The organism is Rhodococcoides kyotonense, assembly GCF_900188125.1.
In the GTDB taxonomy this organism is placed as follows: domain Bacteria; phylum Actinomycetota; class Actinomycetes; order Mycobacteriales; family Mycobacteriaceae; genus Rhodococcoides; species Rhodococcoides kyotonense.
In genome coordinates, this window is record NZ_FZOW01000004.1 from 212476 (window position 1) to 227206 (window position 14731).

The 14731-nt window shown below is 65.0% G+C and carries 15 protein-coding genes; 3 read left to right on the top strand and 12 right to left on the bottom strand.

Annotation, left to right across the window (positions count from 1 at the left end; all coding sequences use genetic code 11):
• Positions 1 to 24: 24 nt before the first annotated feature.
• From CHB96_RS08725 to CHB96_RS08745, 5 genes are read right to left on the bottom strand one after another with little or no spacing between them, the layout of a single operon-like run.
• Positions 25 to 1656, bottom strand: a complete 1632-nt coding sequence (locus CHB96_RS08725; RefSeq protein ID WP_089245132.1) for an ABC transporter substrate-binding protein — start codon at positions 1654 to 1656, stop codon at positions 25 to 27.
• The gene (locus CHB96_RS08730) at positions 1653 to 3359 is read right to left on the bottom strand and encodes a dipeptide ABC transporter ATP-binding protein (protein WP_217899934.1); all 1707 of its coding nucleotides are present in this window, start codon (positions 3357 to 3359) and stop codon (positions 1653 to 1655) included. Before CHB96_RS08730 ends, CHB96_RS08725 begins: the two co-directional genes overlap by 4 nt.
• Entirely contained in the window at positions 3356 to 4207 is an 852-nt protein-coding gene (locus CHB96_RS29950) for an ABC transporter permease (RefSeq protein WP_089245136.1), read from the bottom strand. Before CHB96_RS29950 ends, CHB96_RS08730 begins: the two co-directional genes overlap by 4 nt.
• Positions 4204 to 5136, bottom strand: a complete 933-nt coding sequence (locus tag CHB96_RS08740; RefSeq protein WP_089245138.1) for an ABC transporter permease — start codon at positions 5134 to 5136, stop codon at positions 4204 to 4206. The genes CHB96_RS29950 and CHB96_RS08740 overlap by 4 nt, the downstream gene beginning before the upstream one ends.
• Positions 5133 to 6407 carry an NtaA/DmoA family FMN-dependent monooxygenase gene (locus CHB96_RS08745; RefSeq protein ID WP_089245140.1) on the bottom strand — a complete coding sequence of 425 codons (1275 nt, stop codon included), beginning with the start codon at positions 6405 to 6407 and terminating at the stop codon, positions 5133 to 5135. The genes CHB96_RS08740 and CHB96_RS08745 overlap by 4 nt, the downstream gene beginning before the upstream one ends.
• Positions 6408 to 6731: 324 nt before the next feature.
• Between CHB96_RS08745 and CHB96_RS08750 the strand changes: the two genes are divergently transcribed.
• The 3 genes from CHB96_RS08750 to CHB96_RS08760 are packed head-to-tail and all read left to right on the top strand — an operon-like array spanning position 6732 to position 8892.
• Positions 6732 to 6998, top strand: a complete 267-nt coding sequence (locus CHB96_RS08750) for a WhiB family transcriptional regulator (RefSeq protein WP_089245142.1) — start codon at positions 6732 to 6734, stop codon at positions 6996 to 6998.
• 53 nt (positions 6999 to 7051) lie between these two features.
• Complete coding sequence (locus tag CHB96_RS08755) at positions 7052 to 7810, top strand: HAD-IIA family hydrolase (RefSeq protein ID WP_371828999.1); 759 nt, start codon at positions 7052 to 7054, stop codon at positions 7808 to 7810.
• Positions 7810 to 8892, top strand: coding sequence for an isochorismate synthase (locus tag CHB96_RS08760; RefSeq protein ID WP_089245145.1), 1083 nt, complete (start codon positions 7810 to 7812; stop codon positions 8890 to 8892). Before CHB96_RS08755 ends, CHB96_RS08760 begins: the two co-directional genes overlap by 1 nt.
• Before the next feature lie 41 nt (positions 8893 to 8933).
• On the opposite strand, the gene CHB96_RS08765 is transcribed toward CHB96_RS08760, so the two are convergent.
• From CHB96_RS08765 to CHB96_RS08795, 7 genes are read right to left on the bottom strand one after another with little or no spacing between them, the layout of a single operon-like run.
• Positions 8934 to 10154, bottom strand: coding sequence for an O-succinylhomoserine sulfhydrylase (locus tag CHB96_RS08765; protein WP_089245147.1), 1221 nt, complete (start codon positions 10152 to 10154; stop codon positions 8934 to 8936).
• Entirely contained in the window at positions 10151 to 10564 is a 414-nt protein-coding gene (locus CHB96_RS08770) for a rhodanese-like domain-containing protein (RefSeq protein ID WP_089245149.1), read from the bottom strand. The genes CHB96_RS08765 and CHB96_RS08770 overlap by 4 nt, the downstream gene beginning before the upstream one ends.
• A 12-nt stretch (positions 10565 to 10576) precedes the next feature.
• Positions 10577 to 11104 carry an Rv0361 family membrane protein gene (locus CHB96_RS08775; protein WP_089245151.1) on the bottom strand — a complete coding sequence of 176 codons (528 nt, stop codon included), beginning with the start codon at positions 11102 to 11104 and terminating at the stop codon, positions 10577 to 10579.
• A gap of 29 nt (positions 11105 to 11133) precedes the next feature.
• Positions 11134 to 12000: a TauD/TfdA dioxygenase family protein gene (locus tag CHB96_RS08780; protein WP_089245153.1), complete on the bottom strand. Its 867-nt coding sequence runs from the start codon at positions 11998 to 12000 to the stop codon at positions 11134 to 11136.
• A gap of 11 nt (positions 12001 to 12011) precedes the next feature.
• On the bottom strand, positions 12012 to 12827 hold the full coding sequence (locus tag CHB96_RS08785) for an ABC transporter ATP-binding protein (RefSeq protein WP_089245155.1): 816 nt from the start codon (positions 12825 to 12827) through the stop codon (positions 12012 to 12014).
• Positions 12811 to 13839 (bottom strand): taurine ABC transporter substrate-binding protein, encoded by a 1029-nt coding sequence (locus CHB96_RS08790; protein ID WP_089245157.1) that lies wholly within the window; start codon positions 13837 to 13839, stop codon positions 12811 to 12813. The genes CHB96_RS08785 and CHB96_RS08790 overlap by 17 nt, the downstream gene beginning before the upstream one ends.
• Positions 13836 to 14696: an ABC transporter permease gene (locus tag CHB96_RS08795; protein WP_089245159.1), complete on the bottom strand. Its 861-nt coding sequence runs from the start codon at positions 14694 to 14696 to the stop codon at positions 13836 to 13838. Before CHB96_RS08795 ends, CHB96_RS08790 begins: the two co-directional genes overlap by 4 nt.
• Positions 14697 to 14731 lie beyond the last annotated feature (35 nt).

The following is a 14731-nucleotide window of genomic DNA, read 5'->3' on the forward strand; positions in this document are numbered from 1 at the left end:
TAGGTCCGATCGGCAGTGTCGAACTCAGCCGATCCACACGTCGTACAGGTACGGAACCGACGTTCCGGTCACGCGGACACCGTGAACATCGTCCTTGTAAGCGAAAGTTCGCTGATTCGCATAGAGCGGCAGCGAGAATCCCTGATCGATGACCTCGTGCTGAATCTGCTCGTAGATCTCCTGACGTTCGGGGCCGTCCGGCGTGCGCGAGCCCCGCTGCAGCAGATCCTCGAGCGCAGGATCCTGCGGGCGCGCGAACGTGTAGCCGTTGGGCGGTTCGAACTCGGTCGAGTAGACGGTGCGCGCGATGTCGGGGTCGGCCCGGAAGTACGCGTGCACGTGCAGGTCGTACTCGTTGGCGTTGATCTTCGTGTTCCACGTCGTGCGGTCGAAGCTCTGCACGTCGAGATCGATGCCGACCTTGCGAACCTCCTGCTGGATCGACGCGAGCAACGACAGCAGATCCTGCGCCGGATCCGGGAACGTGAACAGCACCGGCTTCAGCGGACGACCGTCCTTGACGCGGATACCGTCGGCATTCTTCTCGGTCCAGCCCGCCTCGTCGAGAAGGCGGTTCGCCTTGTCCGGGTCGTATCCGTAGCTGTCCGCAACGGTCTCGTCGAAGTACTTCGACGTCGGCGACACGGGACCGCGCGCAGGTTCGACCTGACCGAACAGAGCGGCATCGACGAGAGTGTCGACGTCGACAGCACTCTGGAACGCCTGCCGCACAGCGAGATCGGAGAAGATCGGCGACGTCGCATTGATCGCGATGGCGTTCGCGATTCCGGGCGCCGTGTAATCGAGGACCTCGAGCTGCGGATTCGCCTTGACGGCCGCCAACTGCGACGTCGCGATCGAGTTCACCAGGTCGTACTGACCCGAACTCAACCCACCCACACGCACCGACCCCTCGCTCACGATGTTGTAGGTGACCGAGTCCAGGTAGGCATTACCGTCGTGCTCGGCGCCGTCGAACGCCCAGTCGTACCCGTCGCGGCGCGACAGCGTGTAACTCTGCCCCTTCACCGCCTGATCCAACACGAACGGCCCCGAACCGACGATCGAACCGCACGTGTCCGAGCCCTGCGCCTCGAGATACGTCGGCGACTGAATGCCCAAGTACGCCAACGACAATCCCTGCAGCAGTGCCGTGACCGGCGTGTTCAGTACTAGTCTGAACGTCAGCGGCCCGTCGACGACACCTTCGGCGTACTCCCCGATCACCGACGCCGCGTAGCTCGACCCGGTTTCGGGATTCTTGATGCGGTCGAAGTTGTACTTGACCGCTGCCGCGTCGAGAGGCGTTCCGTCACTGAAGGTCACGCCGTCACGCAGCTCGAACGTGTACTGGGCGCCGTCGTCGGACACCGTCCACGACGACGCGAGCCACGGCTGGATATTGCCGTCGACATCCTGATAGACGAGCGAGTCGACGATGTTGCCGACGACGATCGAATTACCGGGCGACTTGGCCGGATCGAGGCAGTCGATGTCGGTGCCGAGCGCGTAGGTCAGCGACCCACCCGATACCGGGTCGCCTCCGGTCGACGCGTCGGCGCCTCCTCCGCCTGCGCATCCTGCCAGCAACGCGACGACGGCCGCAGCCGACGCCGCCGGAAGCGCCGCTCTCGCTGCGAATTTCGGTCTCTTCATCGTTCTCCTCGTTCGAGTGATGGTTCGGTAGTGCGTCGCGCATGCGCGGACGCCAGCGTGGGCACTGCGTCGAGCAGGGTCCTGGTATAGGGGTGAGTGGGTCGGCGATAGACCGAGTCGACGTCACCGGATTCGACTACGCGCCCCTCGCTCAGCACGACCACACGATCCGACACGTGATGGATGACGCCGAGGTCGTGCGAAACGAACAGCACGGACGTGCCGTGCTCGTGCTGCAGGTCGGCGATGAGGTCGAGTACCTGCGCCTGCACCGAGACGTCCAGTGCGGACACCGGTTCGTCGCACACCAGCACCGCGGGAGCAGGCGCGAGGGCGCGGGCGATGGCCACACGCTGACGCTGTCCACCCGACAACTGCAAGGGTCGACGAGCAACGAACGAGGAGTCCAATCCGACCGACTCCAACAGTTCGACGACGCGTCGCTGCCTCTCCTTGCCGCCGACGCCGGCCGCGGCAACGCCGTCGGCGATCAGTCTTCCGACGGTGTAGCGCGGATCGAAGGACCCGAGAGGGTCCTGCGACACCAATTGCATGCGTGAGCGTCGTGCTCGACGGGCTTTCTCCGGCAATGGGTTCCACACGTCGCCGTCGAGTCGGACGGCACCCTCGTCGGGTGTCAGCAATCCCAGAGCGATCCGCATCAGCGTCGTCTTACCCGACCCCGATTCGCCGACGATGCCGACCGTCTCACCCGCGTGCAGCGACAGATCGACCGAATCCACAGCGCGACGGGAGAATCCGCCCTTGCCGTGATATGTCTTCGACACCGCTTCGACGTCGAGTACGACGCGCTCTCGATGAATCCGACGGGCAGGCAACGGGATCCGATTCTCCGATTCACTCAACCGGAATCCCTTGGCCGCCGCCGTCGGCACGGCCGCGAGCAACGATTTCGTGTACGCCTCCTGCGGATCGAAGAACACGTCCGCCGGTGTCCCCTGCTCGACGACCCGACCGTTCTGCATGACTGTGATCTCGTCCGCGATCTCGGCGACGAGCGACAGATCGTGACTGATCAGAATCAGCGCGGCGCCTCGATCGAGGCGCGAGCGGAGCAACTCGATGATCTGTTTCTGGACAGTGGTGTCCAGTGCCGTCGTCGGTTCGTCGGCGATGATGACGTCGGGTGTCTGCGCGACGGCGGTCGCGATGAGAGCGCGCTGACGTAGACCTCCCGACAGCTCGTGGGAGTACTGGTCGAGCCGCCGTTCGGGATCGGGAATGCCGACGTCGGAGAGCAATTCGGCTGCTCTGGACCGCAGCTCGGCCCTCCGAGAACGCGAACGCGGTCTCCTCGGTGACAATGCTTCCGAGACCTCGTGGCCGATCGTTCTCAATGGATCGAGTGACACCAGAGCGTCCTGCAGTACGAGACCTATGCGGCCGCCTCTGATGTCACGCCACTGCCGGTCGTCGAACTGGAGTAGGTCCTTCGAGTCGAAACGCAACCTGTCTGCCCGCACGGTCGCCGTCTCCGGGTTCAGTCCCACCAAAGACCGTGCGGTGACGGTCTTTCCGGAACCTGACTCCCCCACCAACGCGTGGCACTTACCCGCCTCCAGGCGGAACGAGACACCGTCGACGGCACGCGTGACGACTCCGCCGCGTGTGAAGTCGACTGTCAGGTTCTCGACGTCGACGAGCGCTTTCGTCCGGACCTGGGGTTCTACTGTCGATGTCATGGCAACCGCCCTTCGAAACGACGCTGCGCGCGTCGACCGATCAGTGTCACGACGGCGACCGTCGTCAGAATCGCAAGACCGGGAAACACCGCAAGCCACCAGCCCAACTGCACGTAGTCGCGGCTCTCCGACAGCATCGCTCCCCATTCCGGAATCGGCGGTTGTGGGCCGAGCCGAAGGAAACTGAGGCCTGCGGCCGCGATCATCGCTGTCCCTGTGCCGATCGTTCCCAGCACCACGACCGGTCCGAGCACGTTCGGCACGATGTGTTTGAACACGCGTCTCGGATACGAAAGGCCCTGTGTCGTCGCCACTTCCACCCACCCCGAGTGCCGGAGCACGAACACCTGCGCGCGCACCACACGAGCGAACCGCGGTATCGACGCCACCCCGATCGCGACCAGAACATTCACCGGTCCCGGTCCCACGACGGCGATGACCACCAGCGCGAGAAGTACTTCCGGAAATGCGTTGACGACGTCGAGGAATCGAGTGACGGCCTCGTCGACCACTCGCGGCGCCAGACCGGACAGGGTGCCGATCAACACGCCCACGATCGCCGCCAACAAGATCGCCCCGACCCCGATCGACAGCGAGTACTGAGCACCGTGCACGACGCGTGCGAGCTGGTCGCGTCCGATCTGATCGGTACCGAACGGGTGCTCCCACGACGGTGGCAGCAACACCGCCCGAGGGTTGGATTCCAGCGGGGACCTCGACGTCAGGAGCGTCGGGGCTACGGCAGCCAGCAGGATCAGCACGGCAGGGAGGCCGACTGCAAGGGTTCGGACGACGGTGCCGCGCCGGGGACGCGTACGGACCGGTTCGTCGATCACAGCTACGTTCATGAAATCCTCGGATCCACCCGCTCGTGCACGATGTCCAGCACCGCGTTGACGACGACGTACACCAACGCCGAGATGAGTACGACCGCCATGACGACGGGCATGTCTCGATTGATGACGCCCTGCAATGCGATCTGCCCGAGCCCCGGCCGACCGAAGACGGCCTCGGTGAGCACGGCACCGCCGAGCAGACCACCGACGAACCACCCTGCGACGTTCAGTGCCGGTCCGGCAGCATGTTTGACGACGTGACCGAACTTGACGCGAGTCTCCGTGACACCACGCGCCCGTACCGACAACACGAACGGCTGCTCGAGCGCTCGGTCGATTCCTTCACGCAACACCTGTGCCAGTACGGCGGCGAGTGGCAGTGCGACGGCCACGGCCGGCAGCACCAACGACGAGATCCCTTGCGCGCCCGACACCGGGAACCACCCCAGTTGGAACGAGAACACCGTCAGCAGAACGATGCCGAGCCAGAACGTCGGTGTCGACACGAGAAGAAGTTCGATCGACTGGACGATCGGAGAGACCCGGCGATTCCTCGACGTGACGAGGACACCGCTGACGACGGCGAGCAGAACCCCGAGAAGCGCTGCAGCAAGTGCTAATTCGACCGTCGAGAAGATTTGTCCGCCGATGACCGTCGAGACTGGCCGTCTCAGTTGATAGGACTGTCCGAGATCACCGGTCAGCAAACCACCCAGGTAGTGCAGATACTGCAGGTAGACCGGCTCGTCGAGGCCGAGCTGGCGCGTCATCGCGGCGCGAATTTCCTCGGTCGACACCGCTTCGCCGCCGCCGAGCATGTTGGCGACCGGGTCCCCGCCTGCGATCTTCAGTACGACGAACGTCAGCGTCGCCGCGAGCCACAGTACGACGGCGGCGCCGAGCAGACGTCGGGCGATCGCCGTGAGCACTTTCGTCGTCATGCCGGGACCGCGCTTCGGTAGTGTCCGCTGAGCGTCGACGCCGAATACTCGTGCCGAAACAGCCCGCGCGCCTGCAGGATCGGCACGACGTGGTCGACGAACTCGTCGAGCGTGTCGGGCACGACAGCCGGCATGACGTTGAAACCGTCCACTGCGCCTGCCCGGAACCAGCTCTCGAAGTCGTCGGCCAGTTGTTCGGGTGTACCGACGAAGGTGCGGTGGATCGTTCCGCCTCCGACTCTCGACAACGCCTGTCGGACAGTCGGTTCCTCGCGGCGGATGGTGTCGGCCAATTGAACGAACGTCCCCACCGAACTGCGTATCGACGACGGGTCGGGCAATTTGTCGATCGGGAACGGTGAATCCGGTTCGTAGCCGGACAGATCCACTCCGAGCCATCGCAGCGCCGACGGAATCAACGCCTCGGTGTCGAGCGAATCGTCGAGCTCGGACTTCAGGCGCCGCGCCTCCGCCTCGGTGCTCCCGAGGAACGGAACCACTCCCGGCAGTACAGCAACGCTATCGGGATCACGGCCGAAATCGGCTGCCTGGCGCCGTACCTCGCGTCGAAAATCGGCAGAGGACTGCAGTGACGCCTGATTGGTGTAGATGACGTCGGCGAATCTCGCACCGAGCCGCAGCCCGGCAGGCGACGATCCTGCCTGTGCGACGACGGGCCGTCCCTGCGGCGTCGTCGGCAGTGTGAACGGGCCTGCGACGGAGAATCTGTCGCCGACATGATCGATCGGATGCGCGACGCTACTGCCCGGCTCGAAACTGTCCCACAGCTTCAGCACGACCTCGATGAATTCCTCCGCCCGGCCGTAGCGTGCGTCGTGCTCGTCCTGAACGGACTGTCCGAAGTTACGTGCGGCAGTGGGACTCGACGTCGTGACGGCATTCCAGCCTGCCCGACCGCCACTGAGATGGTCCAGCGACGAGAACAAGCGGGCCAGGTTGTACGGCTCGTAGAACGACGTCGACGCCGACCCGATCAGACCGACGTGCGACGTCGTGGCAGCGAGTGCCGCAAGCAGTGTCAACGGCTCGGGTGACACGCGAATCGGGTCGTCGTTCGACGCATTCGGCGGCAGCGACGGCGAATCGGCAAGGAAGACTGCGTCGAACAGGCCTCGTTCCGCCGTTTCGGCGAGCGCCCGATAGACGGGAAGCGACAACGAGTCGGCAGTCGACCCAGCGCGGCGGCCTGCGCCGGGGTGCAGACCCGCGGTCGTCAACAGGAGATTCACGTGTAGTTGGTTGGGACTCATCGATCCTCGGCATGCATGGTGGGTCGAACGGACTCGTCGAAGAGCCGCCCGGACGACGCTCTCGGTGCGGCTGCACCACACGTTATGCCCGAATTCGAGGCGGTAGGTCGACGACCGCAGAACTGGTTTCGATGCTTCCGCGTCGTAAATTATTGCGTGACAACGTCATACGGTCCACTTGAAGGTCTCGAATCACGATGATTCGATCTACGGCGTCCTTCGTGCGAAGCCAGTCGGATACTCGAGCCGAAAGTTCACGAAACCATTAGACGCTGGATGATTGGAAACCTTCCCATCGGTCGATTACCACGACATCATCGCTACATGGCACCCACAACAGAAGCGTGGCAGTGGCAGCTCGACGCACTCTGCCGCGGCGCCGACACCGAAGTGTTCTTCTCGCCGTCGGGCGAAGGCCGCACAGCTCGGCGACATCGCGAGGATCAGGCCAAGGTGGTGTGCAAGACCTGCCCGGTCATCCTGCAGTGCCGTCAGTTCGCACTCGCCACCAACGAGCCGTTCGGGGTCTGGGGCGGAATGACCGCGCGCGAGCGCAGTCTGCAGCGCGCCGCGATGAGAAAAGCCGGGTAGCGCACAATGGTGAGGTGAGCTCACAGGACGAACCGCAGCGTTGGACCTACCTGATGGACATGGACGGCGTCCTCGTCCACGAAGATCACCTCATACCCGGCGCGGACAAGTTCGTCGCCGAACTCCAGGCGAACGAGATCCCGTTCATCGTGCTGACCAACAACTCGATCCGCACACCACGAGACCTGCGTGCCCGACTCGAACGAACAGGGTTGACCATCCCCGAGTCCGCCATCTGGACATCGGCGCTGGCCACGGCCAACTTCCTGGGCAACCAGCGACCGGGAGGCAGTGCGTACGTCGTCGGCGAATCGGGTCTGACGACGGCACTGCACGACATCGGCTACGTGCTGACCGACTCCAACCCCGACTACGTGGTGCTCGGTGAGACGCGGACGTACTCGTTCGAAGCCATCACCACCGCGATCCGCCTCGTCGAGAAGGGCGCGCGGTTCATCGCGACCAATCCCGACGCCACCGGCCCGTCGCGCGAGGGCTCGTTGCCCGCCACCGGCTCGGTCGCTGCGCTGATCACCAAGGCCACCGGCCGCGAGCCGTACTACGTCGGCAAGCCGAACGCGCTCATGATGCGGTCGGCGCTGCGCGCGATCGGCGGTCACTCCGAGAGCACGTTGATGATCGGTGACCGCATGGACACCGACGTGCTGTCCGGCCTCGAAGCCGGCCTGCAGACCATCCTCGTCCTGACCGGCATCTCCACCACCGCATCCGTCGAGAACTACCCGTTCCGGCCGACGAGGGTCATCAACTCCGTCGCAGATCTCGTCGGACGTACCCAGTCGCCGTTCTGATGCGCGCCTCGTTCATCCTGTCCCGACACGACCACAGCGTGGAAGCCGTCGGCGTCGAGCGGTCGTTCTCGACGCTGACGGACGCGGTCGACGCGGTCCGGTCCGGCGGAAGCGTCGTCGGCGCACTGCCGTTCGACGTCTCGGGCCCTCTGGCCCTCGTCGAGCCCACCGAGCTGGTCCGCACCGACGGCCCATGGTTTTCGGGAACCGCGCTGCCGCCGCTACCGACAGTGCATGTCGGACAGCAGCTACCGGCGTCGGACATGCATGTCGAGCGGGTGCGACGGCTCGTGGACTCGCTGCGGCAGGGTTCCGTGCAGAAGGTGGTGCTCGCGCGTGCACTCGAGCTTCTCGCGGACTCGCCGATCGACCCGCTCTCTCTGCTCGACGCACTCGTGCGCGCCGATCCGCTGGGCAACGGGTACAGCGTCGATCTGTCCGCGGCAGGCGGACGCTACGCGGGTAGACACCTCGTCGGCGCGAGTCCCGAGCTGCTGGTGCGTCGGCGCGGCCGGACCGTGAGCTGTCACCCGTTCGCAGGTACCGCGGCACGAAGCTCGGACCCCACGACGGACGCCGCGATCGCCGAACGGCTCGCAGCGAGTGCGAAGGACCAGGCCGAACACCGATTCGTCGTCGACGAGATCCGCGCAGCGCTGGAGCCGTTGTGCTCCGAGGTGATCGTGCCCGACGCGCCCCAACTCAGCTCGACGCCGCAGCTGTGGCACCTGAGTTCGCCGATCACCGGGACCTTGCGCGAGACCGCAACGACAGCGCTGGACCTCGCGCTGGTGCTGCACCCGACCGCTGCCGTTGCCGGCGTTCCACGCGCCGCGGCCATGGAGACGATCGCCGACATCGAAGGCCCGCGCGGCTTCTACGCAGGCGCCGTCGGATGGACGGATCACGCAGGCGACGGCGAGTGGATGGTGGCGATCAGATGCGCCGAGCTCGCCGCCGACGGTCTGTCGGCCGTCGCGACGGCGGGAGGAGGCATCGTGGAAGCCTCCGATCCCGACGCCGAACTCGCCGAGACGACAGCAAAATTCAGGACGATCTTGTCGGCGCTTCGCGCCTCGTGAGTGAAAATGTATAGAGGGCTATACATTTTCACTCACGACCGCTACTGAAGCGCCTGGGAGAGATCCCCGATCAGATCCTCGGTGTCCTCGAGACCCACGGAGATGCGCACGACCCCGTCCGAAAGACCCACTGCTGCACGGCCTTCGGGGCCCATGGCGCGGTGAGTCGTCGTCGCCGGGTGAGTGATGAGAGTTTTCGCGTCGCCGAGGTTGTTCGAGATGTCGATGACGCGCAACGCGTCGAGCAGCTCGAAGGCGCGCTTCTTGCCTTCGCCGTCGGGCGCGTCGAGCTCGAACGTGACGACGGTGCCGCCTCCCTCCATCTGCTTCTTCGCCAGCTCGTGCTGCGGATGAGATTCGAGGTACGGGTACTTGACCCACGACACCGCCGGGTGCGCTTCGAGGAACTTCGCGATCTCGAGCGCCGACTGCGTCGAATGCCGAACGCGCACAGGCATCGTCTCGAGTCCCTTGAGCAACGTCCACGCGTTGAACGGACTCAGCGCGGGACCGGTGTGCCGCATCAGCGTCTGCACCGGGCCGTCGATGTATTCCTTGCTACCGAGGATCGCGCCGCCGAGCACACGGCCCTGGCCGTCGATGTGCTTGGTCCCCGAGTAGACGACGACGTCTGCACCGAGCGCGAGACTGTTCTGCAGCAGCGGCGTCGCAAAGACGTTGTCCAGCACCACAGTTGCGCCTGCGGCATGCGCCAGCTCCGACACACGCTCGACGTCGACGAGCGACTGCATCGGGTTCGACGGGGTCTCGAAGAACACGGCCGTCGTCGGAACCGACAGCGCCTCTTCCCACTGTGCGTTGTCCTCGCCGTCGACGAAGACGGTCTCGACGCCCCAGCGCGGCAGGATCTCGTTGCAGACGACGAAGCACGATCCGAACAGACTGCGCGCAGCGACCAATCGGTCACCGGCCTTCAGCAGTGCACCGAGCGCAACGAACACCGCGGACATGCCGCTCGACGTCCCGAAGCAGGCCTCGGCACCCTCGATCAGCCGCAGGCGCTCCTCGAACATCCGAACCGTCGGATTGCCGTAGCGCGAGTAGACGAAATGGTCGATCTCACCGGTGAACGCCTGCTCCGCGGCACCCGCGCTCTCGTAGACGAAGCCGGACGACAGGTAGAGCGCCTCGGCGTTCTCGTCGAACCCAGACCGCATCAGCCCGCCGCGAACACCCAGCGTGCCCTGGCCGACGCCCTCGGGCAACGGCTTGGAGAATCCACCACCAGTTGGGTTGCTCATGACTGCCTCCACGGAAGTCCGACCGCACGCCAGCCGACGGCACCGCGGTGCCCGTCGGAATCCGTCGCACCTTCGAAGCCGTCGAGAACGTTGTACGACGGCCCGATGCCTGCTGCCGTCGCCGCCTCGGCTGCGCCGATGGAACGCTGGCCGGAGCGACACAGGAACACGACGGGGCGTTCACCGTCGACACCTGCTTCCTTCAGCTGATCGACGAAATTGCCGTTGCGGGCACCGTTCGGGTAGCTGACCCACTCGATGAGGTGAGTCGGGCGCTCGATCGACGACGTGTCCGGCACTCCGACGTACTGCCATTCGGCATGCGTCCGGACGTCCACGAGGACTGCTTCGGGGTTGTCACGAAGTAGCTCCCACGCTGCTTGTGGGGTTATGTCACCTGCGTAAGTCACGCGAACAGCCTTTCATACATTGCAGACCAGCCACTTGTCGTCTTCCCGGACGAACTTCCATTGCTCGGTCGACGTCTCACCGGACTTCTCCAGCTTCGTCGGCACGGTCACGATGCCGCGATCACCGTTGATCTCGTAGTCGGTCGGGGCACCGTCGACGACGATCTTGCCGCTCTTCTCGACTTCGGCAACCCGAGCGGCGTTGTAGTCGGCGTCCGACCCGGTGATGATGCTGTTCACCTGCTGCTCGCAGGTGGATGCACGAAGAGCATCTGCATCGCCGGAGTTCTGGGCGTCGACGAACTCGGTGATGCTGTCGGTCAGCAGCTGCGCCTGAGTGACGTTGTTCTCCGCGGGAGCGAATCTCGACGCCGCGAAGATTGCCACCAGAATCACCGCGACGATTCCGACGGCCAGCAGGAACGGCCACGCCGTGGCAGGGCGACGCTCTCCTGCCTCGGCGGCAGCTGCGGAAGCATTGTTCTGCGCTTCCTCACGACTGTCGACCCACTGCTGCCTTCGTTCACGCCACGACGCCATACGGTCGATTCTTCCCCGCCGAAGAACCGCTACTGCTGCTGGGGTCCCACCGGGATGTCGCCGCGCAGCGTGATTCGGTGCATCTTGCGATGCTCGGTGCCGTAATCGCGATTGGCGTAGTGGGACGTGCTGCGGTTGTCCCACAGCACCAGGTCGCCGAGACGCCAGCGGTGGCGGACCACGTGCTCCGGCTTCGTCAGATGCGCGTACAGGAAGTCGAGGATGCCGCGGCTCTCCGCCTCGGACACCCCGACGATGTGCGACGTGAAACCAGGATTGACGAAGATGCCCTTGCGTCCCGTCTCCGGGTGCACCCGAACAACAGGATGTTCGACGGGTACCAGCGCCGTCACCTCCTTGCCGTCCCACACGTTGCCCTTGCCCCCACGGTTCTGCGCCAGGTAGTAGCCGAACTCGCGGTTGCCGTCGTGTACAGCGCTGAGCTGGTCGATCATCTGCCGAACCGGCGCCGACAGCGACTCGTACGCGAGCTGGCTGTCGGCCCAGTTGGTGTCACCACCATGCGGAGGAAGAACGACGGGTCGCAGAATCGAGCCCATCGGCGGACGCTGCATGAACGTCACGTCGGTGTGCCAGACGTCGGCGAACCCGTTGTCCTGGCTGTCGAGGGCATAGACCTCGGCGGCGACGTCACCACTGTGGTGAACCGGATGCCCGGCCGTCAGTTCACCGAGTCTGCGGCCGAAGTCGATCTGTCCGGCATCGTCGATCGACTGTCCGCGCAGCACGAGAACCTTGTGCTCGACGAGGGCGTCACGAACGGCACGAATCTCGGCATCGGACGCCGATGCGACATCGAGACCGATCACCTCGGCACCGAAGCTCGGTCCGAACTTGTCGACGGTCAGAGCAACCGCGGTTTCTACAGTGGTCATCTTTCCTCCTTCTATGCTGCTGCGGCTTTGACTGCGTGACCGACTTCGGCACGCAACGCTGCGAATTCCGGTGAGCCTCGCAGCTCATCGGCGTCGACCCCGCTACGAGGCAGGTCGACGGGAATATCGAGGGCCACGCGGCCCGGGCGCTGAGTCAGCACGACGATCCTCGAGCCGAGGAACGCGGCCTCGTCGGCGCTGTGCGTGACGAAGACGGACGTGCGTCCGGATTCGGCACTCACCGTGCGCAGGTCTTCCTGCAACCGCTCGCGCGTCAACGCGTCGAGCGCCGCGAACGGCTCGTCGAGCAGCAGCAACGACGTCTCCGCCGCCAGCGCACGGGCGATCGCGACGCGTTGCTGCTGGCCGCCGGAAATCTCCCAGATCTTGCGATCCGCGGTACCTTCCAGGCCGACGCGAGCGAGCAACTCGTCGCGCCGTCGCGACCGATCGTTCTTGCCGACTCCGGCATACTTCAGAGCGAGTTCGACGTTGCCGCCCACGCTCTTCCACGGGAACAGACGCGGCTGCTGGAACACGACCCCGGACGTCAGGCCCGGTGTCGGATTCGTTCCTGACACGAGAACGCTTCCGTCCGTTGCCGATTCGAATCCTGCGATCAACCGCAGCAGCGTGCTCTTGCCGCAGCCCGACGCGCCGACGAGGACGAGGAACTCACCCGGCGGCACCGTCAGATCCACGGGACCGAGTGCCGTCACGGCATCGCTGCCGCTGCCGTAGATGTGCGAGACGCTGTCGATGCGGATGGAACCGTCGAGAGCTGTCTTGGTCTCAGTCTGTAAGGCTGTGTCAGTCTGTGAGGACACCGGGCAGTCCCTTCGTGTAGATCGCGTCCTGGAAGGTCTGGAGCGGCGCGGCGGCGTCGATCTGGTTCTGCGACGCGAGGAACTCCGACGCACTCTGCAGGTTGACCGCGATGTTGCCGACGGACCCTTCGGTGCCTAGCCACTCGGGCGACGTCAGCTCCTCGGGCGTCAGAAACACACCCTGGCTGAGCTGGTTGGCTGCCTCGTCCTGCGTGATGCCGATCTCGGCGGCGACGGCCTTGGCAGCGGCGTCGGGGTCGTCGGCGATGGTGGTCAGCGCACGCGTCTCGACCTTGCGCCACGCGTCGACTGCGTCGGAGTGCTCGTTCGCGAACGCCGTCGAGACGACACCGAGATCGAGGGTCGGCTTTCCTGCGGTCGCCAGCTCGCGGCTCGCGATGAGCGTCGTGCCGGTCTTGCGCAGCTCGTCGAGCGTCGGGAGCCAGGTGTAGACGGCATCGACGTCGCCGCGTTCCCATGCCGCCAACGAGGCCTGTGGCTGCAGGTCGACGAGATTCACGTCCGACGCGCTCAGCCCGGCCTGCTCCAACGCGGCGAGCAGGCTGTAATGCGCGGTCGACGCGAATGCCGTGCCGATGCGCTTGCCTCGGAGGCCTGCAACGTCGGTGATGCCGGTTTCGTTGCGTGCGACGAGCGCCTCGTTGTCACCGGCTACGTCGAGCACGAACGCAACCTGGTACGGAATGTTCAGTGGCGCAGACAATCCGCGCGCGACGGGGCTGGATCCGATCGCACCGAAGTCGAGTTCGCCTGCGATGAACGCGGTGTTGATGTCGGCGCCCGAGTCGAACTTGGTCCACTTGATGTTGTAGTCCGGAAGCGCCTCTTCGAGCCACCCGTTGTTCTTCACGACGAGATCGCCACTCGGAAAAGACTGGTACGCAATACGAATGGTGGGCTTGCTGTCGTCGCTGTTCGAGTTGTCGACGGCGCAGCCGGTGACTGCGAGCGCTCCGAGAGCGAACGAGGCAATCAGACGAGTCAACTTCATATCTTTCCCCTCCAGGGAACTACGCGGCGCTCGAGCGCACGCAACAGGCCGTCGATGACGAGACCCGAGATGCCGATGGCGAAGATGCCGACGAGCACGACGGGGGTGTTGTTGTAATTGCTGGCATCCTTGACTGCGCCGCCGATGCCGGGAAGACCGTTGAACAGTTCGGCCGCAACGACCGAAGAATAGGCGATACCGACAGAAAGCCTTATGCCGGTGAAGGTTTCGGGAAGTGCCGACGGGATGACGACGTCGCGAATCACGTCTTTCCTACTGGCACCGAGGGCGCGCGCCGCCTCGACGAGGCCCACGGGAGCGGCGAGCACTGCTGCCGTCGTCGCCACTGCTGCCGGCGGCAACGCCGCCAACGCGAGCAGCGTGACCTTGGGAGCCTCGTCGATACCGAGCCAGATGACGAGAAGGAAGAAGTACGCCAGCGGCGGCAATGCACGCAGGAACGTCAACCACGGCTCGAGAACCGCGCGAACCCACGTGACGGTTCCCATCGCCAGGCCCAATGCGACACCGAGCGCGATGCCGATCAGGACGCCGGCGAACACGCGTCGCAGCGTCATGTAGAGGTGTTCCCACAGGAGATACCCCTGGTAGCCGCGCACGCCGTCGTGCGTCGTCGAGAAATCGACGAACGCTGCCCAGACGGTGCTCGGATAGGGAACGAAGGTCTCGTTCCACACTCCGCTCGACGCCGCGAGCTGCCAGAGGCCGACGAACACGACGAGCGAGACGACGGGAAGGCCGATGGTGGTCAGGTAGGTGTTGCCTCGGCGAGCAGATGCTCGAGGAGGCTTGGAACGAACGGGATCGTCGGGAACGATCTCGACGGCAGTGGACATGGCGTCACTCTCGCGGGCGATGGATGCAGCCCGGC

What these genes read in the sequence shown, in the direction of transcription:
- CHB96_RS08740 (WP_089245138.1), bottom strand. Translation starts at nt 5,136, where the DNA reads ATGACGACGAAAGTGCTCACGGCGATCGCCCGACGTCTGCTCGGCGCC.
- CHB96_RS29950 (WP_089245136.1), bottom strand. Translation starts at nt 4,207, where the DNA reads ATGAACGTAGCTGTGATCGACGAACCGGTCCGTACGCGTCCCCGGCGC.
- CHB96_RS08730 (WP_217899934.1), bottom strand. Translation starts at nt 3,359, where the DNA reads ATGACATCGACAGTAGAACCCCAGGTCCGGACGAAAGCGCTCGTCGAC.
- CHB96_RS08765 (WP_089245147.1), bottom strand. Translation starts at nt 10,154, where the DNA reads ATGAGCAACCCAACTGGTGGTGGATTCTCCAAGCCGTTGCCCGAGGGC.
- CHB96_RS08750 (WP_089245142.1), top strand. Translation starts at nt 6,732, where the DNA reads ATGGCACCCACAACAGAAGCGTGGCAGTGGCAGCTCGACGCACTCTGC.
- CHB96_RS08795 (WP_089245159.1), bottom strand. Translation starts at nt 14,696, where the DNA reads ATGTCCACTGCCGTCGAGATCGTTCCCGACGATCCCGTTCGTTCCAAG.
- CHB96_RS08755 (WP_371828999.1), top strand. Translation starts at nt 7,052, where the DNA reads ATGGACATGGACGGCGTCCTCGTCCACGAAGATCACCTCATACCCGGC.
- CHB96_RS08775 (WP_089245151.1), bottom strand. Translation starts at nt 11,104, where the DNA reads ATGGCGTCGTGGCGTGAACGAAGGCAGCAGTGGGTCGACAGTCGTGAG.
- CHB96_RS08790 (WP_089245157.1), bottom strand. Translation starts at nt 13,839, where the DNA reads ATGAAGTTGACTCGTCTGATTGCCTCGTTCGCTCTCGGAGCGCTCGCA.
- CHB96_RS08745 (WP_089245140.1), bottom strand. Translation starts at nt 6,407, where the DNA reads ATGAGTCCCAACCAACTACACGTGAATCTCCTGTTGACGACCGCGGGT.
- CHB96_RS08760 (WP_089245145.1), top strand. Translation starts at nt 7,810, where the DNA reads ATGCGCGCCTCGTTCATCCTGTCCCGACACGACCACAGCGTGGAAGCC.
- CHB96_RS08725 (WP_089245132.1), bottom strand. Translation starts at nt 1,656, where the DNA reads ATGAAGAGACCGAAATTCGCAGCGAGAGCGGCGCTTCCGGCGGCGTCG.
- CHB96_RS08780 (WP_089245153.1), bottom strand. Translation starts at nt 12,000, where the DNA reads ATGACCACTGTAGAAACCGCGGTTGCTCTGACCGTCGACAAGTTCGGA.